The organism is Rhizobium aethiopicum, assembly GCF_900094625.1.
GTDB classification, from domain to species: Bacteria; Pseudomonadota; Alphaproteobacteria; order Rhizobiales; family Rhizobiaceae; genus Rhizobium; species Rhizobium aethiopicum.
This window is the reverse complement of sequence record NZ_FMAJ01000013.1, coordinates 73,417-97,665: the sequence shown is the minus strand read 5'-3', so window position 1 is coordinate 97,665 and position 24,249 is coordinate 73,417. Positions and strand designations below refer to the sequence as shown.

The following is a 24,249-nucleotide window of genomic DNA, read 5'->3' as shown; positions in this document are numbered from 1 at the left end:
GGGCGACCTGTTGCTCTCCCCTACCTCATTGATCTTGCCCGGACACCTCGACTCTAAAAGCCGGCGGTCTCGCGCACCTCGATCGCCCCCATCCGAGCGAGCGGGTCCCGCACCGCGATCTCCATTGCCTCCGCAAGGTTCTTCGCTTCGATGAGCAGGAAGCCACCCAGATGCTCCTTGGTCTCTGCGAAGGGCCCGTCGGTCCAACTTGCCTTGCCGGCCCGAACGCGCAATGTCTTTGCGGTCTTTGGGTCGGCAAGAGCGTTGGAGGCGAGATAGTGGCCTGATCGTTGGAGTTCTTCATTGGAAGCCAAGGACTGCCGGTCGATCTCGGCCCATTCCTCCTTGCTGGCGGCATCGGCAAGTGTTTGATCGATGTAGAAGAGACAAAGGTAGCGCATCCGGTTCCTCCATGGTGCTGCCGATATTAGTCGCAGTTGAACACCGCGAATCGACAAAGAGCAAAATAATGCATGAGAACGACTGCATTCCCTCTCGCCGGGATGCGGCGACTAGAGGAAGAGGGGCGACATGAAACGGCGCAGCTAAAGGCAAACGCACTCATACCGGCGGGTCAGCAATCGTGGACGGATTCTCGTTCCAGCACTCTGATCGTCTAGGTGGAGAGGTCATTCTCCGATCTTTCCAGTGGAGACTCTGGGGGCGCCAAGCCGATGTCACGGAGCAGGCGAGAATTAAACCGCGAGAGCTCGCTCAAGCTTCGGCGGTACCTTCGCTGATGTTTCAGCAGCATCCAAACGGCCTGTAAAGTGCGCACGACACGCGGCGACCGTAGTTCGACTTGTTCGGAATGCATAGTGGCAGCCATACTTGTCTCTCCTTTGACCTGGCTCACGGCGCTCCGTCTTAATCGGACAGGATCGGCCGAAATCGACACGCTGGTTTCTGGTGCTTGATCCGAGCGGATGACAAGACGGTGCGCGGACCATGGCCGTGGTTTGATGAGTGACACGATCTTGAGGGAATAGCGCCCGCCGACCCGCAGGACTTCGTGAAGGTGCTTTTCATCATGAAGGCAGCGGGCTTACCCACGTGGGTTTTATCGAACTTCACACCAAACGATGTTCCGGCAGGCCTGACCATTGAGGGCGCTGCGTTTGAAGCAATGACATTTGCTGGTTTGGCCCAATTACGTGATGAGCCGTTGCACGCGCTCGAATGGTATGTGTGACGCGCCCATCGCGGCGAGCCGGCCGCAGGATCATCAAGGCGGCGGCAGGCCGTGTCATTTTCACGCAGGCCGCCCTGGATCAGGGACCTTGCGGAAACGGCCCGCCGCACCGATATCCGCCGCGACGGCTCCATCAGCCATATCCGGCGCCGAAGCCATCCGCCGATCTTGTCCCCGGCAACGGGGCGGTTGCCAAAGGCGGCGCAAAGGTCTAACGGCTGCGCCGGCAAGAAGGCGCCTACAAGAAAAGCCTCGCTAAGAAGAAGAAAGAGACATGATGTCCAACTCATTTGTGACAAAGCCTGCCGGAGAAGAAGCAAAGCGCTTTTTCGTGCTCGGCGACCGCATCGAACGACAAGTCCGTATACGCGGAACCTGGCTCAACATCTTCGACGTCACCGTGCCGCCAGGCAGCCGGACGCCGAAACATGCGCATGCAAGCCCGGAGGTGTTCCGCATCCTCGAGGGCCGTCTGACGATCTGGCGGCTGACCGACAGCGGCCTCGAAGAAATCGAGGCCGGCGCCGGTGACATCGTCACCATCCCACCGTTCATGGTGCACGGCTATGCCAATCCTGGGCCCGTTCCGGCGGTGTTCTCGGCGATCGTCGATCGCGACATGGCCGAATTCATCGAAGCCGAAGGCACGAGCGAGCCGCTGAAAGCCCCCTCGCCTGAGACCATCGCCCGAATGACGGCCGCTGCCAATGCTTATGGGATCACCATTCTGGCGGCCTGACATTTTGAGAGCGTGATGCCGGAACGTTCTTGCGTCTTCGGCATCACGCATGAATGCGAATTCCCCTGAAATTCCCCGCCGGAAGGCATGTTTGCCGCCATTTTTCGAAACTGTCACATCAAGGCGCTATAAGGAATTCGCCCAGCGCCTCTTGCGCCGGGCCTATTTCACCGCCAAAATTGCGCCATGCCTGATAGCGACCCATCCAGTACAAGCTCCGCCCGGTCAAACCGGAAAGCCGCCGCAGAAGATACCGGCGCCTGTTGTAAACGGTGTGACGATGTCTGCCTCGCCTCGCACCCAGCCGGGCTCACAGAAAGCTTTGCCGATGGGTGATGCGCATATATAGCGTCTCTGCGAAAGCCCCGCCGCCTCACCTTATGCGGTATCAAAACCTCAACGAATAGGGTCCCTGTGTTTCTGGAAATTGGAATTGTGGCGTTTCTCACCATCCTGAATGGTGTGCTCGCCATGTCTGAGCTCGCCGTCGTGTCTTCTCGAACGGCCCGCCTGAAGGTTCTCTCCGACAATGGGAGCAAGGGTGCAGCTCAAGCAATCAAACTTGCCGAAACGCCCGGTCGCTTTCTCTCCACCGTTCAGATCGGCATCACGCTGGTCGGCGTTCTCTCCGGTGCTTTCTCAGGCGCCACGCTCGGGGGCCGCCTGGCCGGATGGCTGGAAGCTCAGGGCGTGTCGTCGACTGCCGCCGACGCCATTGGCGTCGGTTCCGTCGTCGTTGCAATCACCTATCTTTCCCTGATCGTCGGCGAACTTGTTCCAAAGCAGATCGCATTGCGCGAACCCGAAGCGGTTGCGGCGAGGGTCGCACCCGCAATGGCAGTCCTTTCAAAAATTGCGTTGCCGCTCGTCTGGCTTCTGAACGCCTCGGGAAATCTTGTGCTCAAGCTGCTCGGCCAAACAGGAAAAGTTGGCGACAACGTCTCCGACGAAGAGATCAAGACCGTTCTGGCCGAGGCGCAGTCGGCGGGTGTCATCGAAAGCGAGGAGTCCGCGATGATCTCAGGCGTCATGCGGCTGGCGGACCGCACCGCCCGGGCGCTGATGACGCCGCGGCGGGATGTTGAAATTATCGATATCGACGACAGCCTCGATGAAATCCGGGCGCAGCTGCACCGGACAAAACGGTCTCGGTTGCCGGTTCGCAAAGGCAGTTCCGACGAGGTGATCGGCATCCTTCCGGTCAAGGATTTTTACGACTCGATGTCCGAACACGGCAGCGCCGACATCAAGGCTCTGACGCAGGACGTTCCGGTCGTTTCGGACCTTGCAACCGCCACCAGCGTGATCGAAGCGATCAGGAAATCGCCTGTTCACATGGTGCTGGTGTTTGATGAGTACGGCCATTTCGAGGGGATTGTTTCGTCTGGCGACATTCTAGAAGCGATCATGGGCGCGCTCCAGGAGGGTCCGGTCGACGAGCAGGCCATCGCGCGTCGAGACGACGGTTCCTATCTCGTATCCGGCTGGACGCCGATCGACGAATTCGCCGAGTTCCTGAATCTCAAGCTCGACGACGATCTCGAATATCAGACTGTAGCCGGCCTGGTGCTGGAGGAGCTGAAACATCTGCCGGAATTGGGGGAGAGCTTCACGAGAGATGGGTGGCGCTTCGAGGTCATCGATCTCGACGGAAGGCGCGTGGACAAAATACTTGTGACCGAGGATCGCGGATGACGGCTTTGCCGGTGTCGTGAAGCTTGAGGGCCGCAACATCGACAATATCCGCATCGCCACCTGGAAGATGTGGCCCGACAGCAGGAGGTACCGCCATGGCATGGTCCGCCAGCCAATATGTGAAGTTCGAGGACGAGCGCACCCGGCCGGCGCACGATCTTCTGGCGCAGGTGCCGCTGCAGAGTCTCCGTCGCGCCATAGATCTCGGCTGCGGGCCGGGCAATTCCACCGAACTCATCATCGAGCGTTATGGGGCTGCCGGCATCTCCGGCCTCGACAGCGACATCAACATGCTGGAGTCGGCGCGCAAGCGGCTGCCCGGCACAGCCTTCGTCGAGGCTGATCTCGCCAGCTGGCACCCGGCCGAACCGGCCGATCTGCTGTTTGCCAATGCGGTCTTCCAATGGCTGCCCAATCACCTCGACGTCTTCGAACGACTGATGGACGGGCTTTGCGAAGGCGGCGTTCTTGCCGTGCAGATGCCCGACAATCTCGGCGAACCCTCGCACCTGGCGATGGAAGAGACCGCCCATGCCGGACCCTGGAAGGCGGCCTTCGAGGCAAAAAGCGTGCGCCGCAAACCCCTGCCCCCGCCGTCCGCCTATTACGACAGGCTGATCGCCAAGGCCGCGCGCGTCGATATCTGGCACAGCATCTACAATCATCCGATGGCCGATGCGGCTGATATCGTCGAATGGGTCAAGGGAACCGGGCTGATGCCCTATCTCGCCCATGCCGGCGACAGCCATCGCGAGGCCTTCCTGGCCGATTACCTCGAACGGGTGGAAAAGGCCTATCCGAAGCTGTCGGACGGGCGGGTGCTGCTGCGATTCCCGCGGATTTTCATGGTGGCGGTGAAGAAATGACCCGGCTGCGGCCGGCATGCTCGCGCTTCGCACCCATGCGACAATGGTTTTACATGGCCTGCACTTTGAGGACCTCGATGTCGATCGGTCTGTCGTTGGCCGGAAACCGCTGACATTCCGGGCGACATGCATCAGTTAACGGCGGTCAGTCCGCCGGCCAACAGCGTATCCAGTTGGGCGATCTCCGCTGCAGTCAAGCTGATGCCTTCGGCGTCCGATTTGATGCGCGCGGCGAAGCGGCGCTGCGATGGCAGCCGCGCGCCTTGTCCGACGATCGTTTCGAAGAGGATTTCGGCGCGCGCGAACGGATCGCCGGGGCGGCCCCTGGCGAAGGTCTGGGGTGACATTGCAATGATCAATTCGCCATGAAACGGCGCCAAGGTCGTCGTTCCGAGGTAGTCTAGAACCTCGGGGCTGGTGAGATCGCCGATCATGATTCCGGCGAGCAGCTCTATCATGGTGGCGATGGCGGACCCCTTGTGGCCGCCGAAGGGCATCATTGCGCCTTCGAGCGCAGCAACCGGGTCAGTGGTGGGATTGCCTTCAGCATCGATCGCCCAACCGTCCGGCAGTTGCTTGCCAGCGCGACGGTGCAGTTCGATCTCGCCGCGCGCGGCCACCGACGTGGCAAAATCGAACACATAGGGCGGCTGGTCCTTGCGAGGCCAGCCGAAGGCAAATGGATTGGTGCCGAGCAGAGGCTTGCTGCCTCCGGATGGGGCAACCGTCGCATAGCTCGGGCACATCATCAATGCTGCCAGGCCGTGCGCGGTCAGTGCCTCCACCTCCGGCCACAGGGCTGAAAAATGCGAGCAATCATTGATAACCATGGCGGCGATGCCAAGCCGCTTGGCGCGTTCCGCCAGTGCGGGTACGCCCAGTTCAAACGCCGCGCTGGCGAAACCGCCCTGCGCGTCGACCCTGACGATGGCGCTGCCGTCATTCGGCTCAAGGACAGGAGCGGCATCGGGCTTCACCTTGCCCGCCTTTACCGTGCGCAGCGCACCCTCGATGCGGTAAATTCCGTGCGACTTGCAGGCATCGCGTTCTCCGGCCACGATGACATGGGCCAAAGCCGCCGCCTGGATCTTGTTCAACCCTGCGCGCTCTAAGATGGCAACGACTCGATTTTGCAGGGCTTCGACGCTCATCGTAACGGCTTCAGTCACGCAATTCTCCATCCGAGATCAAATTTGGCTTTCGCCGTCCTGCCTTTCGGCCACCGACGCGCTGGCAAGTCTTCGACCGTCCTGCAACCCAGTTGCGCCATCGTTGCTATCAGTTCGGCTTTCAGAACGTTCATCAAATGATCGCCGCCGCGTAGAAAAGCACCGCGGAACGCACTGGCGTTCCGTGGCGGGATGGGTTGCTGCGATCACGGTTCGTTTGACGTCATCGCGCCAAGCAGTTTCGGCAGGTCACCGAAGCGCGCGACGAGGCTGAAGACGATCGCTGCCGTCGCCACGAACAGGACCGTCACCGCCGCCATGGTCGGCGTGTAGCCGTAACGCAGCGAATTGAAGATCTTGATCGGCAGCGTTTCCATCGTGAAACCGACCGTCATGTAGGCAACGATGTATTCGTTGAGCGACAGAACAAAGGCAAAAGCGTAGCCTGACACGATGTACGGCGAAATCAGGGGGAGAACGATGGTTCGGAACACGGTGCGGTCGTCGCCGCCCAAGGTCGAGGCGGCCTCTACCAGCGAGCGGTCGATAGCCGAAAAGCCGAGCGAAATGGTCACCAGCGGCAACGTGACGAAGAAGATGGCGTGGCCGATCACCGCCGTCCACGACTGCCCGTAAAATCCGGTCGTGGCCCAGAAAGTCAGCAGGCCGAGCGCAGTGATAACCGGGGGCAAGGTAAAGGGCGCCACTCCGAGCAACTGGAAGATATTGGCCCAGGGCGCGTAGCGGCGCCATAGGAACCAGGCTAGCGGCAAGGCGATCAGCACTGCCAGCGCCGCCGACGAGAGCGCGAGCACAAGTGACGCAATCAGCGCGTTGCGCCATTCCATATCGAGAAATATTTGACCGTACCAGCCGAGCGAGAAGCCTTGCGGCGGGAAGGTGAGGCTCTGCCTGGCGTTGACCGACACGCCGGCGACGACGATCAGCGGCAGAGCGAGAAACAGTCCGACGACCCCGAAAAGAACGTTGCGGAGAATGGTCATTTGATCGCCCCTCCTCGGCGGCCACCGAGCAGGGTCAGCGCTACAAGGGCTAGTGTGACCAACACAAGGAAAACCGCCATGGCAGCCGCGAAGGGCATGTTCGATTGATAGATCGCCTGGTCGGTAATGTGCACGGAAAACGTCCAGTGCTGCGGGCGGCCGAGCAGTTGCGGCAACAGATAGGACCCGAGCGCGAAGATGAAGACCATGATCAGCGTGGCGACGATCGTATCGCGCAGCGCAGGCACGACGACGGTGAAGAAGGCCTTGACCGGCGAAGCGCCGAGCGTACGCGCGGCCTCCGAAAGCGTCGGATCAAGCCGCACCAACGCGGGATAGAGGACCAGGACTGTATAGGGGAAGGCCTGATAGACCATGCCCGTGACAACGGCCCCGATGCTTGGCGTCAGGGCGACTGCCTGCTGCATGAGGCCGAGCCACACGAACAGGTTGGTGATGCCGGCCGTGCGAGAAAACAGCGTCGACCAGGCGAAACCGATGATTACCTCTGAAAGGGACAGGATCGAGAGGAGTGCGACCAGCCAGACCACCTGGGTGCTCCGCTTCATACGGATCAGCAGATATGTGAAAGGCAGGGCCAGAACGACACACATGACGGCCACCGCAATCGCGAGGATCAGCGAGAAGCTGAGCACTCCGCCAAAAAAGGCAGAGAGGAAGCGGAAATAATTGTCGAAGACAAAATCAGGTGTGTAGAAGGCGCCTTGCTGGCGCTTGAAGAAGCTGACGGAAATCATGGTGCCGAAAGGCACGACGAAGAAGACGATCAGCATGATCGCCGGAAAGGCTAGCGGGGCATAGTCGCCAAGCGTCTGGGGGGCTTCGCGTCTCATTGCTCGAGCACCACGCAGTCCTTGTTGGTGAGCGCAATGCCCACCGTCTGGCCAACCGCGACGTCAGGGCGCTCGCGCGGCGTCGAGACTGCAATGAACTGCTGACCGCCGACATTGACAAAGGTTTCGACGACGCCGCCGAGATCGCGCACGAAGGTGACCTCGCCCGTCAGTGCACCGGCCCTCGGCGGGCCCAGGCGCACGTCTTCCGGCCGGATCGAGAGCGTGGCGCGCTCGATCCCTGCCGACAGCGACAGGTCGGCGACCGGCTGCCCCAATATGCTGACCGCGCCGCCCTCCCGCCTGGCCTCGACCAGATTTGTCTGGCCAATGAAATCCGCGACGAAGCTGTCTGCCGGTCTGCGATAAATCTCGGTCGGGGACGCCGCCTGGCGTATCTGACCGCCGTTCATCACCACGACCGTATCGGCCATAGTCATCGCCTCGCGCTGGTCGTGCGTGACGGCGATCGTGGTGATGCCGAGCCGCTGATGAAGCTGGCGAAGCTCCACCTGCATGGCTTCGCGCAGCTTGGCGTCGAGCGCCGACAGCGGCTCGTCGAGCAGAAAGAGTTTTGGCGAAATCGCCAGTGCCCTAGCGATTGCGACGCGCTGCCTCTGGCCGCCCGAAAGTTTCGACACGGCTCGATCAGCGTAGCCCGGCAAATAAATCATCGCCAGCAGCTCTTGGACGCGCTTTGCCTGCTCGTCCTTCGGCCGGCCGCGAATGCGCAGTGGATAGGCGATATTCTCGCCTACCGTCAGGTGCGGGAACAGCGCCAGCGACTGGAACACCATGCCAAGCTCGCGCTGGTGCGTCGGTGTCCTGGTGATGTCTTTCCCGTTGAGCGTGATGCGGCCCGATGTCGGCAGATCGAGACCTGCAATCATCCGCAGCAAGGTGGTCTTGCCGCAGCCGGAGGGGCCGAGCAGACAGACGAATGCGCCGTGCGGCACCGTCAGGTCGACATTGTCGACGGCGCGAATGACGCTGAAGTCCTTGACGATATTCTGAAGCGTGAGTCCCGACATATGCCTCTTCCCAACCGAAAGGCAGGCCCCTGAACAGGGTCCTGCGAAAGCACGATTAGTGTCAGCTGGCGATCATTTCCGTCCACTTCTCGTTCAGCCAGTCGGCCTTGGAGATGTACATGTCGTAGTGAGGAATGATCGGTTCGATGTCGGAGGAAACCGCCGCAAATTCCTTCTCGTTCAGGTCGGTCGTTTCGCGCTTGACCGTTGGCGACGTGCCTACCTTGCGTGACAGCACGGCCTGGATGGACGGCTGACACATATAGTCGATGAAGATATGCGCCTCTTCCGTCTTCTGCGACGCCTTCGACAGCGCCCACGAGCCCGCGTCCTGGATGCCGCCCTCCTTGGGGAAGGTCGAGCGAACGGGTTGACCGTCCGCGGCGGCGAGGCCGGTCACGTCGTGATAATACTGTCCCATCGGGATTTCACCCGACTTTAGCGCCTGTTCGAACTGCGCCTCGTCGCGATACCACAGGCGGACATTCGGCTTCAGCTCGGCCAGCTTGGCGAAGACCTTGAGGATGTTCTCCTCGGTGTCGAGCGCCTGGGCGCCGCCGAAATAGGTCTTTGCCGTCACGTCGAGCAGGAAGGAGTTGGAGACGAGCGCCAGCAGACCGAGCTTGTCGGCATTGGCCGGATCCCACAGCGCCGTCCAGCTGGTCGGCGCTTCCTTGTAAGCATCGGTGTTGGTGACCAGGGTGATGAACCATGAGACCGCGCCGATGCCGGCGACGCGGCCATCCTGGTATTTGTTGACGAACCGCTCAAGCAGGTTGCTGGAGTTCTTGATCTTGGCGAGGTCGAGCGGAGCCCAGAGCTCTGTGGCCTGACCCTTGCGCATCGACACCTGCGACATCATCGAAACGTCAGCCGGCGCCTGGCCTGCCTTGGCTGCCTGCTGCATCTGCACCAGCCAAGCCTCGCCGGTCGGCTCTGCGACGGATTCGACCGCGATGCCGGTCGCCTTGGTGAACTCCGGAAAGATGTTCTTGTCGAACGAGTCCTTGAAGTAGCCGCCATAAACACCGACCTTCAGCGACTTGTCCTGAGCGCGCAGCACATTGGGCATTGCCAACATGGCTACACCCGCACCTATTCCGACGCCGAGCACAGTGCGGCGGTTCATTGTCAATTTCGTCATCGTCTTTCTCCTAACCGATGCGGCACGCCGCTTCCCTCTTTCAATGTATTCGAGGCCTTTGCAGCCTTCTTTTCGTTCCTGGCTTTGAGTTGCGGCCAGGGCCGTCAGGCGGCACGGCGGATTGCCGGGCTGAACGCCATCAGGCTCAATATTTCGAACAGCATCTGCGCGCCGGCATGGGCTGTGTTGGTGGTAGCGTCATACTGGGGCGCGACCTCGACGACATCGCCGCCGACCAGGTTCACGCCCTTGAAGCCGCGGATGAGCTCCAGCGCCTCGCGGGTGGTGAAGCCGCCAATCTCCGGCGTGCCGGTGCCCGGCGCGAAAGACGGATCGAGGCTGTCGATGTCGAAGGAAAGATAGGTCGGCCCGTCACCGATGATGGCCTTCGTCTTTTCGATAATTGCAGGAATGCCCATTGCCGAGATCTCCTCGGCATGCATCACCGTCATGCCCGAGGCATAAGAAAACTCCCAGAGATATTCCGCCGACCCGCGAATTCCGATCTGAACCACGCGCGTCGGGTCGAGCACACCGTCGAGCACCGCGTTGCGGAACGGCCCGCCGTGGTGGAACTTGGTGAGGTCGTAAGCACCGCCGGTGTCGCAATGGGCGTCGATATGGATCATGCCGACTGGCCGCTCCTTGCCAACGGTCCGCAGAATCGGATGGGTGATCGAGTGGTCACCGCCTACCGAGAGCGGCAGCACACCTGCGGCAACGATCTGCGCTACGCGTTTTTCGATATCCTCATGCGACAATTCCAGCCGGTAACGGCTCTGAAACGCCACATCGCCAATGTCTGCCACGCGCAGTTCCTGAACCGGCGCGCAGCCGAGCACATGATTGTAAGGCCCGATCCGCTCTATGGCGCGCAACGCACGCGGTCCGAAGCGCGAGCCCGGGCGGTTCGTCACGCCCAGATCCATCGGCACGCCGAGGATCGCGACCTGCAGATCACCGAAATCCGGGTTCTCGTTATCGACCTGCATCAGCGGGGCGGAGAGGAATGTCGGGATTCCCGAATAGGGCGCGAGCCGGGTGCCGCTCTTGTTGAAGATCTTTTCCGCGACCTTGCGGAACTCAGGATGGTGCAGCTCACCGCCGTGGCTGTCGCCATATCTGGCTCGGAGTTCGGAAAGCTTGGTTTCATTCCAGGACATGACGGCCTTCTTGAGGGTGACGATGTTGCGATCAGGATGGCAAATCGGTCCTCGGCTGCAGCTTTGCCGCAGAGGCCGATGGCTTCTTTCAGTGATTGAACGGCAAGCTTGCTGGAAAATCAATTGATATTAATATACAGCTTCGTGCGAGATTTTCTCACAGGTCATTGCCTTATGTCCAGCCGTCTGCCGCCCCTCAACCCGCTACGCGCGTTTGAGGCAACCGCCCGCCATGGATCGGTGTCCGCGGCGGGCCGCGAGTTGAATGTTACCCACGGCGCGATCAGCCATCAGATACGCACATTGGAGGAATCGCTAGGCGTGCGCCTGTTCGAACGCGGCGGCAAATGGCTGAAGCTTACAAGCCAGGGCGCGTTGCTGATGCCGGTCGTCTCCAACGCATTTTCGGACATCGCAGCAGCGAAAGCCGCGATGACCCGGCCCGCGACCGGCGGCACGCTGCGCGTGACCTGTGTTGCTGCAGTATTGTCGCTGTGGCTTATCCCGCGGCTGCAGGAATTCACCGATCAATATCCCGACGTCCAGCTCGACCTGCGCGCCTCGAACGACCCGAACAATCTGAGCTCCACGAATGTCGACCTGTGCATTCTCTACGGCGGCGGCAACTGGCCCAATTATTGGTCGCGCCTGTGGAGCCGGATGGAGCTCTTCCCTGTCGTCAGCCCGGCGCTCATGAACAGGCGTCCACTGCGCTCCCCGCGCGACCTGCGCGACCACATGCTGCTGCACGCCGATCGCGGCAATGAGTGGAACACCTGGCTGACCGCCGCCGGCATTGCGCTGCCGGCGCGCCAGCACATGATGAGCGACGCGCGCCTGTCGATCGAGGCCGCCATGCACGGTCATGGCGTTGCGCTCGGAGACAACATCACCACCGCGCACATGATTGCGCGTGGCGAGCTGATCGCGCCATTCGAACTTAGGGTTCCGGCCAACGACGCGGTCTATGTGGCTTGCCGAACCGAGGCTCATGCTACACCCATCGTTCGGGTCTTCATCGACTGGTTCTATGCTTCGCTCGTCCGCAACTGAGTATGGTCGAGGGGAGCTAGGCTGAGCGCCAACCGGGACATCGCCGCACTCCTTGGAAACCTACCTAGCCGCGGCATCCGCGCCGCCGTCAAATGCCTGTTACCCCTCGCCGCCTATGTTGCGGCGAAACCGGCAGGCATTATAGTCGGCCGCACAATCTCGGAGATGAGACACATGCACGCTGCCCCTACCCCGCCGGTCACACTTGTCATCTTCGGCGCCACCGGCGATCTGACGCGTCGGCTCCTGGTGCCGGCGATAATCAACCTGACGCGACAGCGCCTCGTCGGCGAAGATCTCAGCATTCTCGGGATCGGCATCGAAGCAGGCGACGACGAATTCCTGCGCGGGCGGCTCGATGCATTTCTCAATCATCTGAACGGCGAGGAACAGACGGTCAAGGACGAGGCCTGGGAGAGCCTGCGCCGGCGCATTTCCTATATGCCGGGAGATTTCACCAAGGACGATATTTTCGTCGAGGTCGGCAAGCGGCTGGGGCCGAACGCCAATGCCGCCTTCTACCTCGCGGTGCCGCCGTCCTTATTCGGCACGATCGTCGAAAAGCTTGCCGCCCATGGGCTGACCGATGAAAAGGACGGCACCTTCCGCCGCGTCGCCATCGAGAAACCGTTCGGCACCGATCTTGCATCGGCGCGGGCGCTCAATGCGCAAATCCTCGCCCAGATCGGGGAAAGCCAAGTCTACAGGCTCGACCATTTCCTCGGCAAGGAGACGGTGCAGAACCTGATGACGGCGCGTTTCGCCAATATGATCATCGAATCCCTGTGGAACAGCCGCTATATCGACCACGTGCAGATCACCGCCGCCGAGGTCGTCGATGTCGGCAGCCGCGGCAAGTTCTACGACGCCACAGGCGCGCTGCGCGACATGGTGCCGAACCATCTCTTCCAGCTCCTGGCGATGATCGCCATGGAACCGCCGAACAGCTTCGATGCCGAAGCGATCCGCAACGAGAAGAGCAAGGTGCTGAAGGCGCTGCGCATCTATACGCCCGAGGAGGCGAAGACGCATGGTGTGCGCGGCGCCTATACGGCCGGTCCGCTCAACGGCGTCGATCTTCCCGCCTACCGCGACAGCAAGGACGTCTCGCCCGACAGCCGGACCGAGACCTATGTGGCGCTGAAGCTCTATGCCGATACCTGGCGCTGGGCCGGCGTGCCCTTTTACCTCAGAACCGGCAAGGCGCTGACGGCGCGCGACACCGAGATCGTCATCACCTTTCAGCCGGTACCCTTCGCCCAGTTTCGCGAGACCGAGGTCAACCGACGCCTGCCGCCGAACCGGCTGGTGATCCAGGTGCAGCCGGACGAGGGCATGAGCATGGAAATCTCGATCAAGTCGCCGGGGCTTTCGGTCGATACGACACCCGTTTCGCTGGACTTCCGCTATGCCGACAAATTCGACATCGGCAAGACCACCGGCTACGAGTCGCTGCTCTACGATCTCTTCATCGGCGACCAGACGCTGTTCCAGCGCGCCGACGGCATCGAGGCCGGCTGGGCGGCGGTGCAGCCTTTCCTCGACATCTGGGCTGGGGATGCGAGCACGCCCGATGCCTATGCGCCGGGCACAATGGGACCGGCCTGCGCCGACGAGCTTATCGAGCGCGACGGGCGCAAATGGCATGAACTCGGCGTCATCCTGCACCGCGAGGGCAAGAACGGCCAATAGAGCCTGCCAGTATCATTGGCCCTCGCGGCATGCGGGGCTGACTGAGGCACCGCTATTGCCGCCCTGCGTGGCGAGCGCGCCGCGGGCCTTGCGCGGCGGACAGCGCGCCCAATCGACGCGGCCGGTCGGGGCGCCGTTGTCGATGCTGCCGGTTTCGATCGAATCCAGCGGAATGATCAGCCCGTTTTGCGTCTCGGCGCCCGGCGCGGTGCCGAGCGGCGGGGTGCCGTCGATCCGGCCGCTGGCATCCATGCCCATGTTCGACTGGGCAAGAACCGGGGCGGAGAGGCTGAGGAGAGCGATCGACGTTGCTGCAATGAACCTGCGCATGATGCTGTTCCTTCTGGTGTCAGCGATGCGACAGAAACAGCCATTCTGCGCCCCTTGTTCCCTATCCGGCAGGCGGCGACGATCAAAGTTTGGCGAGCAGATTAAAACGTCCCTGGGACTTAATCGCCCCAGCGCGACAGCACCCTCTCGAGGCCTGTCGGATAGAGATCGAGGCCGGCACCACGCAGCATGTCGCGGCCGAACCAGCGCGCCGTCGCCGCCGTCTCGTCGAGCTCGGAATAGCGGATCGCGTCACGCTCGTAGAGGCTTTTGTCTGCCAGCTCGATATCGGCGGCGAAGATGAATTCGTGGCCGATTGCGCCATGGTGTTCGAAGATGTTTTCGAGAAGATACCAGGGGCCGACGATGCGGATTTCCGTCTCGATCTCCTCACGGATTTCGCGGTGCAAGGCCTGTTCCCGCGTTTCGCCGAATTCGATCGAGCCGCCAAGCGGGCGAACGCCCTTGATGCGGCCGCTGTCATCCTCGACTTCCGCGGCAAGCAACCGGTCTTGCTGCCAGGCAAGGCCGATCACCTTCACCCTGATCTGCTGCGGCGGGCGCCAGATGGTCATGCTGCTCTCCTTCGGGACACGGACAAACAGAAAAAAAGCCTCGCAGCGAATACCGCGAGGCTCTGCTGTTCCGCCGTCGCTCAGACGAACTGGCTGAGACCGGGGACGGAAGCGACTACCTCGTCGACGACCTCTTCGCCGGCATACTGCTTGGCAATGGCAATGGTTTCCTTGGCAAGCGAGGTGATCTCGCCCATGCCGAGACCCTCGCCCATCAGCTGCTGGCCGAGCCCCATGATGCCGCCGCCGCCGAGCGAGCTCATCAGCCCGCCAAGCAGGCCGCCGCCGCCGCCCGCACCGGCGCCATTGAACTGGGCGACGAGATCGGCGCCGCCGGGAATTGCTTCGATCATCCGCGCGACCGGGCCGTCAGCGGCCTCGCGCTGCAGGAAGCCGAGCATCATGCCGAGCGCCTTCTCCGCCTGCTCCGGGGCAATACCCACGCGATCGGCAATCTGTGTCACAATTTCATTCATCGTCAGCCTCCTGTTTTTTTGACGTTAACGTCAACGTTAATCGAGATTCGAGGGCAACTCAAGCCAGCGGTTTCGTTGCCCATGCAAACAGTTGTCCGCATCTGCCTGCCTGCTTATAACAGGGAAACGATGGTTCGATGAAGGCGGCGGAAGCCGGACTTTCTCAACGAATGACGGCAGAGCCGAAGGGAGCATTTGGGGATGATCGAGGACGGCAGGATTTTCATCGGCGCGAGCCGCAATCCCGACGACAGCATCAATAAGCCGGAATATCTCGACCTGAAATTCGGCAACCGCCACGGTCTCGTCACCGGCGCCACCGGCACCGGCAAGACGGTGACGCTGCAGGTGCTGGCGGAAGGCTTTTCCCGGGCCGGCGTCCCGGTCTTTGCGGCCGATATCAAGGGCGATCTTTCCGGCATCGGCGCCAGGGGAGAGCCGAAGGATTTCCTCACCAAGCGCGCGGAGCAAATCGGTTTTGCCGATTATGAATTCGACCAGTTCCCGGTGATTTTCTGGGATCTGTTCGGTGAGAAGGGCCACCGGGTGCGCACCACCGTCGCCGAGATGGGGCCGCTGCTGCTCGCCCGGCTGATGGATGCTTCCGAGCCGCAGGAAGGCGTCATCAACATCGCCTTCAAGATCGCCGATGAGGCCGGGCTGCCGCTACTCGACCTCAAGGATTTCACCTCGCTGCTGAACTATATGGGCGAGAACGCCTCCGAGCTTTCCAGCCAGTACGGCCTGATCTCCAAGGCCTCGGTCGGCTCGATCCAGCGGGCGCTGCTCGTTCTCGAACAGCAGGGCGCCGAGCATTTCTTCGGTGAGCCGGCGCTGAAGATCTCCGATATCATGCGCACCAGCAACAATGGCTACGGCCAGATCTCGGTGCTTGCCGCCGATAAGCTGATGATGAACCCGCGCCTTTACGCGACCTTTCTGCTCTGGCTGCTGTCAGAGCTGTTCGAGGAATTGCCGGAGGTCGGCGATCCGGAAAAGCCGAAGCTGGTCTTCTTCTTCGACGAGGCGCATCTGCTCTTCAACGACGCGCCGAAGGTGCTGATCGAACGCGTCGAGCAGGTGGTGCGACTAATCCGCTCCAAGGGCGTCGGCGTCTATTTCGTCACACAGAACCCGCTCGACGTGCCGGAAACAGTGCTCGCACAGCTCGGCAACCGCGTCCAGCATGCGCTGCGCGCCTATTCGCCGCGTGAGCAGAAAGCGGTGAAGACGGCAGCCGACACCTTCCGCCCGAATCCGGCCTTCGATTGCGCCACCGTCATTACCACACTCGGCACCGGCGAGGCGCTGGTCTCGACGCTGGAGGCCAAGGGCGCGCCGTCGATCGTCGAGCGCACGCTGATCCGCCCGCCGTCCGGCCGCGTTGGCCCGCTTACCGATGGCGAACGCCAGCAGGTGATGGACAAGAGCCCCGTTCTCGGCGTCTATGACGAGGACGTCGACCGCGAATCCGCTTTCGAAATGCTGACGGCCCGCGCCAAAAAGGCAGCGGAGGCCGAGGCCGCCAAGCGCGCGCAGGAAGAAGCGGCAGAGCAGCCGGGCACGACCTCCGGCTGGAACCTGCCTGGCTTCGGCGGCGATGACGACAACCGCCAGGGCCGCGGTCAATCACGCGGCAGGTCTTCCGGCTACCAGCGCGAAACGGTGATGGAAGCGGCGATGAAGAGCGTCGCCCGAACGGTCGCCACCCAGGTCGGCCGGGCGCTGGTGCGTGGGATATTGGGGAGCTTGAAGCGGTAGGCGTTTTGGGCGCCAGCGCCTGAGCCCTCATCCACCCGCCGACGCCGACCGAGGGCGAGCCACGGGTCTCGACCGGTCCTTCGGAGCCCCTAAACGGGACGAAGGGACGATACCGCGACCTTTCCATTCCCCACCAGCCTCACGCACGGCACGTCCCCTCTCCCCGTCAGAACGGGGAGAGGGTTAGGGTGAGGGGCATCGGCACCGGTTTGCTTGAAAGAATGCAGAATCGCCACTTTGCCTTGAACCTTCGGCCTTTCTTCCCTAAATTGCCCACTAACAACCATTTCAACAGGATGTGTGCCGCAATGGATTTCAACCCGATCGCAATGCCAATTCGCCTTGCCAACGGGGAAATCCATATCCATGCCTGCATCCATCACTCTCTCGCAAATTTCCTGGGCCACGCCTGACGGGCGGCCGCTTTTTTCCAGTCTCGATCTGAGTTTCGGCAGGGACCGCAGCGCTCTTGTCGGACGCAACGGCGTCGGCAAGACGACGCTGCTGAAGCTCGTCTCCGGCGATGCCAGGCCGCATTCCGGGTCGATATCGATCAGCGGCAGCCTCGGGGTGCTGCGTCAAAGCGTCCAGGTCGCAGCCGATGAAACCATCGCTGATCTCTTCGGTGCGACCGCGGCGCTCAAGCTTCTTCGGCGTGCCGAAGCCGGCGAGGCAACGGCCGACGAGCTTACCTCGGCAGACTGGACGGTGGAGACGCGCCTCGCAGCCGCGCTCAGCAGGACGGGGCTGGACGCGGAGCCGCGGACGCCGCTTGCCGCGCTCTCCGGCGGGCAGCGCACACGTGCTGCGCTTGCCGCGCTCATCTTCAGCGAGCCGGATTTCCTGCTGCTCGACGAGCCCACGAACAATCTCGACCGCGAAGGCCGCAAAGCCGTGATCACGCTGATTTCAGGCTGGCGGGCCGGCGCGGTCATCGTCAGCCATGACCGGGAACTGCTCGAAAGCGTCGATCAGATCGTCGAGCTGACCTCGCTCGGCGCGACGCGCTATGGCGGCAACTGGAGCCACTACCGCGAGCGCAAGGCGCTTGAGCTTGCCGCCGCCCGGCATGATCTTGCCGATGCCGAAAGGCGCGTGGCGGAAGTTGCCGGGAAGGCGCAGGCAAACGTCGAGCGTCAGGCACACAGGGACAGCGCCGGGCGGAAGATGGCCGCCAAGGGCGGCATCCCGCGCATCATGCTCGGCGGCATGAAGGAGCGGAGCGAAACCACCGGCGGCGACAATGCGCGTCTTGCCGAACGACGTCGCGCCCAGGCACTCGAAGAGGCAAAGGCAGCGCGCGAGAAGATCGAGATCCTCCAGCCATTGTCGGTGAATTTGCCGCCGACAGGGCTGCCGGCCAGCAAGATCGTGCTGAAGATCGACGGCGTGACGGCAGGTTACCAGCCTGATGAACCCGTCATCTCAGATCTCTCCTTCGACATGACGGGACCGGAACGCATCGCCATTACCGGGCCGAACGGCTCGGGCAAGACGACGCTGCTCGCGCTCATCACCGGCGAGCTCAAGGCCTCGACCGGCACAGTTGCCGTGATGACCGGTTGCGCCATGCTTGATCAGAAGGTGAGCCTTCTCGATCCGTCCGCCTCGATCCGCGACAATTTCCGCCGGATCAATCCGCAAGCCGATGAAAACACCTGTCGGGCCGCGCTTGCCCGCTTCATGTTCAGGGCCGATGCGGCATTGCAGACGGTTTCGACCCTCAGCGGCGGCCAATTGCTGCGCGCCGGCCTTGCCTGCACACTCGGCGCCGCACCGCCGCCACTGCTGATCTTGGACGAACCGACCAACCATCTCGACATCGACTCGATATCAGCGGTCGAGGCGGGTCTCAGCGCCTTTGACGGAGCGCTGATCGTCGTCAGCCACGACGAGACGTTTCTCCAAAACATCGGCATAACACGGCGGCTGGAATTGCCGGGCGGCGGCGATCCGGCCGGGTGATTTCAGGGGAGCAGCGGTGCCCTCCGCCAGCGGCACCCTGCATTCCCCACCGCCTATGAGAGCGCGGCATCCTCCAACCTCCCTCGGCAGGGCTCGTTATCCCCGGCGCATGCGCCTCCCTTGCCTCATTTTGCCGCCAGTGGTATTCCATGCTGCAACCCTTTCGAGAAAGGAGGATCACGCCATGCAATATTATTACCGGTTTAATCGCCAGCGTGGTCCCGTCGACGCCCTGCAAATGCGTTTGCAGGGCTGACCAGAGACCGTTTCACGACATCTCTTCCTGGTCTGCCCTTCGTGGCCGATGCGCCGCCGTCCGCTGACTGCGCGCATCCTCTTATTTCCGGGCCCGCAAGACGCAATCCGTGATGGCTGATGCCACCGATTGCGTCGCTCCCCGTCAGACCAGAGAACGAACATGACCCTCATAAATATCCGCAATCTCGGCGTGACGCTGGGCAATCCGCTGTTTTCCAACCTCAGTCTCGTCGTCAATTCCGGAGACCGCATCGGCCTCGTCGCCGCCAACGGCCGCGGAAAATCCACCCTTCTTGCCTGCATTACCGGCGCGCTGGAGCCGAGCGAGGGCGAGATCACCAGAGCGCGCGGGCTCACCCTCGGCCATGTCGCCCAGAATGTGCCCGCCACTCTTTTCGACACGACGTTTTACGATGCGGTCCTGCAGGCTTTGCCGGCCGATCTGGCCGAAAACGAGAGCTGGCGCGTCGACGTCGCGCTGGAATCGCTTGAGGTGCCGGAGGCCATCCGCCGGCGGCCGCTACAGCAGTTGAGCGGCGGCTGGCAGCGGCTTGCCATGCTGGGCCGCGCCTGGGTGAGCGAACCGGACGTGCTTCTGCTCGACGAGCCGACCAACCATCTCGATCTCGAAAAGATCGCGCAGCTGGAAAGCTGGCTGAATGCGTTGGCCCGCGACGTGCCGGTGATCCTCTCCAGCCATGACCGCGCCTTCCTCGATGCAACGACCAACCGGACGCTGTTCCTGCGGCCGGAACAATCGCCGGTCTTTGCCCTCCCCTATTCCAGGGCGCGCGCCGCCCTCGACGAGGCCGACGCCGCCGAGGCGCGGCGCTACGAGCGCGACATGAGGACGGCGGAGCAATTGCGCAAGCAGGCGGCCAAGCTCAACAATATCGGCATCAATTCCGGCAGCGACCTGCTCGTCGTCAAAACCAAACAACTGAAGCAGCGGGCGGAGAAGCTGGAGGATGCGGCAAAACCGGCGCATCTGGAGCGCTCGGCCGGCGCGATCCGGCTTACCAACCGCGGCACGCACGCCAAGGTGCTGGTGACACTTGAGGATGCGGCGGTGACGACGCCGGATGGAACGCTGCTCTTCAGGACCGGCCGGCAATTCATCTGCCAGGAGGACCGCATCGTGCTTCTCGGCCTCAACGGCGCCGGCAAGTCGCGGCTGGTCTCGATGCTGAGACAGGCGATCGAACGGCCGGAAACGGCGCCAAGCGGGATCAAGGCGACGCCGTCGCTGGTTCTCGGCTATGGCGACCAGGCGCTCGCCGATCTTGCCGACGGCGATACACCGATCGGCACGATCATCCGCCGTTTCGATGTCGGCGACCACAGGGCGCGCGCCCTGCTGGCCGGCGCCGGCATGACGATCGACATGCAGACAAAACCGATCGGCCAGCTCTCCGGCGGCCAGAAGGCACGGCTCGGCATGTTGGTGCTGCGGTTGACGGAACCGAACTTCTATCTGCTCGACGAGCCCACCAATCACCTCGACATCGAGGGACAGGAAGCGCTCGAAAGCGAGCTGATGGCGCATGAGGCGAGCTGCCTGCTGGTATCGCACGACCGCAGTTTCGTGCGGGCGGTGGGAAACCGCTTCTGGCTAATCGAGAGGAAGCGGCTCGTGGAGGTGGAGAGCCCGGAGGAGTTCTTTGCTTCGGTTGGGGGGTGAATGGATGGTGGGGCTGTGCTGTGAAGTGTGCCCCTCACCCTAGCCCTCTCCCCGTAAAAACGGGGAGAGGGGACGTGCCCTGCGAGAGCCAGGTGGGAACGGAGAGGCCGCGGCATGTCCCTTCGCCCCTTTACGGGGGTCCGAAGGACGGGTCGAGACCAGTGGCTCGACCCCGGTCGGTGGCGGCAGCCGGATGAGGGGCCGGCCACACGGTGCACCGTCAACGACACACCGAAAACACTACCGCTTCGGCGCCACCAGGCAGAAGAAGGCGCCCTGGGGGTCGGTGGCCTGAATGATCCAGCTGCCGCCGGGGACTTCCATCGGGCCGTTGACGACCTTGCCGCCGCCCGAGGTGACGCGTTCGATTGCAGCATCCAGCGCCGGCACGATGAAATAGAAGCACCAGAAGGGCATCGGCATGTCGTCGGGCTTGGTCATCATGCCGCCGGTCTGCCGGCCGTCGTGGGAGAAGAGGTAGTAGACGCCCATCGGCCCCATGTCCATCTCGCTATCCTTCGTCCAGCCGAACAGCTTGGAATAGAAGGCCAGGGCATCTTTGCCATTGCCGGCATAGAGTTCGCGCCAGCCGATATTGCCCGGCGCGTCGAAGGCGAGTTCCGGCCAGGTCTGTTCCATCGGCGCCGGCGTCATGATGCAGATGACGGCGCCATGCGGATCGGCGACGACGGCGAAGCGACCGACGGTGGGGATGTCGTCCGGCGGCCGACGGACCGCGCCACCATTGGCGGCAAAGTCCCTCGCCGTCTGGTCGACATCGTCGACGCCGACATAGCCCGTCCAGTTCGGCGGAATGCCCTGGCCCTCAAGCTCGGCCGGAAACTCCATCAGGCCGGCGACACCGATGCCGTTCGCCTCGAAGACCGTATAGGGCGGCATGCCCTCCACCTTCATTTCGGAGGTGGTCCAGCCGACGACGGAGCTGTAGAATTTCGCGGCGGCTGAAGTGTCGGGGGTCATCAGCTCGCACCAGATGAACTTTCCATGCGTCTTGGACATCATAACTCTCCCTCGTCTGACGCCTTTTCGCTGCTTGGGGCGCCGTGATTGTCAGATTTTGCGGGTGTAACGCGCTTCCATGAACTGCTTCCACGAGCCGTCGGCCTGCTTGGCGCTGGAGGTGAAAGTGCGGTGATGGTCGTCGATGAAGGTGATCCGCTCGCGGTAATCTGCGAGACCCTCGCCGTTGAAATCTGGTCCCGTCGTATAAAGGTCGAGCACATTGCCCGAGGCGTCCACCTCGCCCTCATAGACCCACATATAATCCATCATGCTGCCGATCCAGCTGCCGACATACTTGCCTTTTTCGGCATTGTAGCCGAGCGTCAGGATCGTGGTGGCCTGCTTGCCATCAGGCATCGGCCCGGCCCCTTCGGCGACGAACCAGATGCCGTGCAGCGAGCGGACGGTCTCCGTCCAGTCCTTGCCGTCGGACATCTCGGGCGCGGTGACGCTCCAGTCGCCGACCAGTCGTTCCAAAAATGAATGCTCCTTCAGCACTTCGGCGGTCTTCATCATCCTATTCTCCCTTCGAATGACGATATTCCAGATATTTGATTTGCTCAGTGACAGCAGGATGACGCCTTCGAGGTATCCTCATATTCGTCATGACGGCGGACGAAATTCATTATGCCGTCCTCGTTGCGGCCTTTCGGCGCGCGATCGAGGATCATCAGGGTACCGATCAGTTCTTCCGGGCCGCGGGCATAGCTCGAATAGGTATGGAAGATCTCGCCCTGGTCATTGCGGTAGAAGGCGCTGAGGCCAGGCAGTTCGTCATGGGCCTCGGCCGGCTCGATGGCAGTAAAATTATAGAGGACCTTGTCTTTGGCAAGATCCTCCGGGCTGAAAGAAACGTGATAATCGAAATTGAAATCGCTTCCGAAGGACGAGACCCAGGGAAATTTCCAGCCCATGCGCCTTTTGTAGGCGGCGATCTTGTCAAGCGGCGCACGCGAAACGGTGACCCAGGTGACGTCGTGATGGTTGAGATGCGGCAGGGCGCCATCGACATGATCAGACAGGAAGGAGCAGCCGGTGCAACCGGCCTCCCAGTCCGGACCGAGCATGAAATGATAGATCAAAAGCTGGCTGCGGCCATCGAAGAGATCGGCGAGCGACTTCCTGCCCTCGGGCGCTTCGAAGACGTAATCCTTGTCGACCTTCACCCAAGGCAGCGCCATGCGGGCGGCGTTGATGCTGTCGCGCAGCTTTGTCGCCTCCTTCTCCTTCAGCAACAGGTCGCGCCGGGCCTCCAGCCATTGTTCGCGGGAAACAACTTCGTTCTGCATGAAATGCGCCCTCCTCCGGCGTTGCCGGCGAGCCGGCTCATCTCCTTCTCCTTGACTAAAAGAATTGATATCAATATAAAATGGCCATGTCAAATTCGGTTGAAATTCCTTTCTCTACAACATTGCTGGTGCGCGATACCTGCCTCTGCCTGCATGCGCAGCGGGCGGCGCGGGCGCTCGCCCGCCTGTTCGACGACGCGCTGCGGCCCGCCGGACTCACCAACGGACAGTTTTCGCTGATGATGTCGCTCAACCGGCCGGAACCCCCGCCGATGGGGCCGGTCGCAGCCCTCCTCGCCATGGACCAAACGACGCTGACGGCGGCATTGAAGCCGCTGCAGCGCAAGGGCTGGGTGAGCGTGATGGAGAATCCGAAGGACCGGCGGGGCCGGCTGCTTGCCCTTACCGGCGAAGGCAAGGCGGCGCTGGGAAGAGCGCTGCCGATCTGGAAAGACACCCATGCGGCGCTCGACAAAAAGCTCCCTGACGGAAGCTCCGCGCGGCTGCGGCAGGATCTGCAGAAAGTGTCGGGGATGATGGACGGGACGCCGAAGCCGGCTGAGGCGTCGCGCCCGCGGCGTCAAAGTGGACGGGCGACGGGCGATTAGGACGACCTGCCCCTCATCCGCCTGCCGGCACCTTCTCCCCGCGAGCGGGGAGAAGGGATATGCAGCGACCTCTCCGCCCCCTCACGGTCTCGTCGGACACGTCCCCTCTCCCCGCGAGCGGGGAGAGGGTTAGGGTGAGGGGCTGCCGCTTTGCGGAATCTGCGATCACGCTACCGTGACCGGAACTTCGGTCGAGGTGCGCATGGCGTGGCTGTAGGGGCAGACGATGTGGGCGGCGGCGGCGAGCTTTTCGGCGGTCTCGCGGTCGAGGCCGGGAATATTGACCGTCAGCGCCACTTCGATACCGAAGCCGGTGCCATCTTCACGCGGGCCGATGCCGACCTTGGCGGAGACGGTCGTCTCCTCCGAAATCTTGACCTTCTGCTGACCTGCGACAAATTTCAGGGCACCGAGGAAGCAGGCGGAATAGCCGGCGGCAAAAAGCTGTTCGGGGTTGGTGCCGGTCGCGCCGTCGCCGCCGAGTTCCTTCGGAACGGTCAGCGTCACGTCCAGAACGCCGTTTTCGGAAACGGCGCGGCCGGCGCGGCCGCCGGTGGCAGAGGCTTTTGTCGTATAGAGGATAGGCATAACGATCTCCTTTGGTTGGCCCTTCTGTCGGGTTGGATTTTTATTATCGCACAATTAAATTGTGAGCAAGTGAATTTCGCAAATTGCATTTCA

Annotated in this window: 25 protein-coding genes; 10 read left to right on the top strand and 15 right to left on the bottom strand. The window is 62.1% G+C overall.

Annotated elements, in window-relative coordinates; genetic code table 11:
- Nucleotides 1–53: 53 nt before the first annotated feature.
- Nucleotides 54–401, bottom strand: coding sequence for a YciI family protein (locus tag GA0061105_RS24005; RefSeq protein ID WP_064692235.1), 348 nt, complete (start codon nucleotides 399–401; stop codon nucleotides 54–56).
- A 215-nt stretch (nucleotides 402–616) separates the two neighbouring features.
- Entirely contained in the window at nucleotides 617–754 is a 138-nt protein-coding gene (locus GA0061105_RS34095) for a YjiS-like domain-containing protein (RefSeq protein ID WP_425348781.1), read from the bottom strand.
- 258 nt (nucleotides 755–1,012) lie between these two features.
- Here GA0061105_RS34095 and GA0061105_RS23995 point away from each other — a divergent pair, with 258 nt between their 5' ends.
- The 4 genes from GA0061105_RS23995 (at nucleotide 1,013) to tam (ending at nucleotide 4,492) form a co-directional block, all read left to right on the top strand.
- Nucleotides 1,013–1,192 carry a hypothetical protein gene (locus tag GA0061105_RS23995; protein WP_092753344.1) on the top strand — a complete coding sequence of 60 codons (180 nt, stop codon included), beginning with the start codon at nucleotides 1,013–1,015 and terminating at the stop codon, nucleotides 1,190–1,192.
- Between the two features lie 274 nt (nucleotides 1,193–1,466).
- The gene (locus GA0061105_RS23985) at nucleotides 1,467–1,931 is read left to right on the top strand and encodes a cupin domain-containing protein (RefSeq protein WP_092753341.1); all 465 of its coding nucleotides are present in this window, start codon (nucleotides 1,467–1,469) and stop codon (nucleotides 1,929–1,931) included.
- 414 nt (nucleotides 1,932–2,345) lie between these two features.
- Nucleotides 2,346–3,626: a hemolysin family protein gene (locus tag GA0061105_RS23980; RefSeq protein ID WP_092753339.1), complete on the top strand. Its 1,281-nt coding sequence runs from the start codon at nucleotides 2,346–2,348 to the stop codon at nucleotides 3,624–3,626.
- A 95-nt stretch (nucleotides 3,627–3,721) separates the two neighbouring features.
- Nucleotides 3,722–4,492, top strand: coding sequence for a trans-aconitate 2-methyltransferase (tam, locus tag GA0061105_RS23975; RefSeq protein WP_092753337.1), 771 nt, complete (start codon nucleotides 3,722–3,724; stop codon nucleotides 4,490–4,492).
- 131 nt (nucleotides 4,493–4,623) lie between these two features.
- Here the strand turns inward: tam and GA0061105_RS23970 are convergent, their stop codons facing one another.
- The 6 genes from GA0061105_RS23970 to speB all read right to left on the bottom strand — a co-directional run bounded on the left by GA0061105_RS23970 (nucleotide 4,624) and on the right by speB (nucleotide 10,857).
- Complete coding sequence (locus GA0061105_RS23970) at nucleotides 4,624–5,643, bottom strand: Ldh family oxidoreductase (protein ID WP_425348780.1); 1,020 nt, start codon at nucleotides 5,641–5,643, stop codon at nucleotides 4,624–4,626.
- A gap of 224 nt (nucleotides 5,644–5,867) precedes the next feature.
- Complete coding sequence (locus tag GA0061105_RS23965) at nucleotides 5,868–6,665, bottom strand: ABC transporter permease (protein ID WP_092753333.1); 798 nt, start codon at nucleotides 6,663–6,665, stop codon at nucleotides 5,868–5,870.
- Nucleotides 6,662–7,519, bottom strand: a complete 858-nt coding sequence (locus tag GA0061105_RS23960; RefSeq protein ID WP_092753331.1) for an ABC transporter permease — start codon at nucleotides 7,517–7,519, stop codon at nucleotides 6,662–6,664. The genes GA0061105_RS23965 and GA0061105_RS23960 overlap by 4 nt, the downstream gene beginning before the upstream one ends.
- Entirely contained in the window at nucleotides 7,516–8,550 is a 1,035-nt protein-coding gene (locus tag GA0061105_RS23955) for an ABC transporter ATP-binding protein (protein WP_092753329.1), read from the bottom strand. The genes GA0061105_RS23960 and GA0061105_RS23955 overlap by 4 nt, the downstream gene beginning before the upstream one ends.
- 61 nt (nucleotides 8,551–8,611) lie before the next feature.
- Nucleotides 8,612–9,694, bottom strand: a complete 1,083-nt coding sequence (locus GA0061105_RS23950; protein ID WP_092753327.1) for an ABC transporter substrate-binding protein — start codon at nucleotides 9,692–9,694, stop codon at nucleotides 8,612–8,614.
- A gap of 104 nt (nucleotides 9,695–9,798) precedes the next feature.
- On the bottom strand, nucleotides 9,799–10,857 hold the full coding sequence (gene speB / locus GA0061105_RS23945; RefSeq protein ID WP_092753325.1) for an agmatinase: 1,059 nt from the start codon (nucleotides 10,855–10,857) through the stop codon (nucleotides 9,799–9,801).
- 174 nt (nucleotides 10,858–11,031) lie between these two features.
- Here speB and GA0061105_RS23940 point away from each other — a divergent pair, with 174 nt between their 5' ends.
- Both GA0061105_RS23940 and zwf read left to right on the top strand, forming a co-directional pair.
- On the top strand, nucleotides 11,032–11,910 hold the full coding sequence (locus GA0061105_RS23940) for a LysR substrate-binding domain-containing protein (RefSeq protein WP_092753323.1): 879 nt from the start codon (nucleotides 11,032–11,034) through the stop codon (nucleotides 11,908–11,910).
- A gap of 174 nt (nucleotides 11,911–12,084) precedes the next feature.
- Complete coding sequence (gene zwf / locus GA0061105_RS23935) at nucleotides 12,085–13,602, top strand: glucose-6-phosphate dehydrogenase (protein WP_092753321.1); 1,518 nt, start codon at nucleotides 12,085–12,087, stop codon at nucleotides 13,600–13,602.
- 12 nt (nucleotides 13,603–13,614) lie between these two features.
- On the opposite strand, the gene GA0061105_RS23930 is transcribed toward zwf, so the two are convergent.
- The 3 genes from GA0061105_RS23930 to GA0061105_RS23920 form a co-directional block, all read right to left on the bottom strand.
- The gene (locus GA0061105_RS23930; RefSeq protein ID WP_064692223.1) at nucleotides 13,615–13,932 is read right to left on the bottom strand and encodes a hypothetical protein; all 318 of its coding nucleotides are present in this window, start codon (nucleotides 13,930–13,932) and stop codon (nucleotides 13,615–13,617) included.
- A gap of 119 nt (nucleotides 13,933–14,051) precedes the next feature.
- The gene (locus GA0061105_RS23925) at nucleotides 14,052–14,507 is read right to left on the bottom strand and encodes an NUDIX domain-containing protein (RefSeq protein WP_092753319.1); all 456 of its coding nucleotides are present in this window, start codon (nucleotides 14,505–14,507) and stop codon (nucleotides 14,052–14,054) included.
- Nucleotides 14,508–14,587: 80 nt separating this feature from the next.
- A complete protein-coding gene (locus GA0061105_RS23920) occupies nucleotides 14,588–14,983 on the bottom strand; it encodes a DUF937 domain-containing protein (RefSeq protein ID WP_092753317.1) in 396 nt (131 codons plus the stop codon).
- Nucleotides 14,984–15,184: 201 nt separating this feature from the next.
- On the opposite strand from GA0061105_RS23920, the gene GA0061105_RS23915 reads away from it, so the two are divergent.
- The 3 genes from GA0061105_RS23915 (at nucleotide 15,185) to GA0061105_RS23895 (ending at nucleotide 20,648) form a co-directional block, all read left to right on the top strand.
- A complete protein-coding gene (locus tag GA0061105_RS23915) occupies nucleotides 15,185–16,744 on the top strand; it encodes a helicase HerA-like C-terminal domain-containing protein (protein ID WP_092753315.1) in 1,560 nt (519 codons plus the stop codon).
- A 366-nt stretch (nucleotides 16,745–17,110) separates the two neighbouring features.
- A complete protein-coding gene (locus tag GA0061105_RS23905) occupies nucleotides 17,111–18,709 on the top strand; it encodes an ABC-F family ATP-binding cassette domain-containing protein (protein ID WP_092753311.1) in 1,599 nt (532 codons plus the stop codon).
- A gap of 418 nt (nucleotides 18,710–19,127) precedes the next feature.
- Complete coding sequence (locus GA0061105_RS23895; RefSeq protein WP_092753309.1) at nucleotides 19,128–20,648, top strand: ABC-F family ATP-binding cassette domain-containing protein; 1,521 nt, start codon at nucleotides 19,128–19,130, stop codon at nucleotides 20,646–20,648.
- Between the two features lie 240 nt (nucleotides 20,649–20,888).
- On the opposite strand, the gene GA0061105_RS23890 is transcribed toward GA0061105_RS23895, so the two are convergent.
- The 3 genes from GA0061105_RS23890 to GA0061105_RS23880 are packed head-to-tail and all read right to left on the bottom strand — an operon-like array spanning nucleotide 20,889 to nucleotide 22,960.
- Nucleotides 20,889–21,668, bottom strand: coding sequence for a VOC family protein (locus tag GA0061105_RS23890; protein ID WP_092753307.1), 780 nt, complete (start codon nucleotides 21,666–21,668; stop codon nucleotides 20,889–20,891).
- 51 nt (nucleotides 21,669–21,719) lie between these two features.
- Nucleotides 21,720–22,187, bottom strand: a complete 468-nt coding sequence (locus tag GA0061105_RS23885) for a DUF1579 domain-containing protein (RefSeq protein ID WP_064692216.1) — start codon at nucleotides 22,185–22,187, stop codon at nucleotides 21,720–21,722.
- 44 nt (nucleotides 22,188–22,231) lie between these two features.
- Nucleotides 22,232–22,960, bottom strand: a complete 729-nt coding sequence (locus GA0061105_RS23880; RefSeq protein WP_092753305.1) for a DUF899 domain-containing protein — start codon at nucleotides 22,958–22,960, stop codon at nucleotides 22,232–22,234.
- Between the two features lie 86 nt (nucleotides 22,961–23,046).
- On the opposite strand from GA0061105_RS23880, the gene GA0061105_RS23875 reads away from it, so the two are divergent.
- On the top strand, nucleotides 23,047–23,568 hold the full coding sequence (locus GA0061105_RS23875) for a MarR family winged helix-turn-helix transcriptional regulator (protein WP_092753424.1): 522 nt from the start codon (nucleotides 23,047–23,049) through the stop codon (nucleotides 23,566–23,568).
- Between the two features lie 165 nt (nucleotides 23,569–23,733).
- Here the strand turns inward: GA0061105_RS23875 and GA0061105_RS23870 are convergent, their stop codons facing one another.
- A complete protein-coding gene (locus tag GA0061105_RS23870; RefSeq protein WP_092753303.1) occupies nucleotides 23,734–24,156 on the bottom strand; it encodes an organic hydroperoxide resistance protein in 423 nt (140 codons plus the stop codon).
- Between the last annotated feature and the right edge of the window lie 93 nt (nucleotides 24,157–24,249).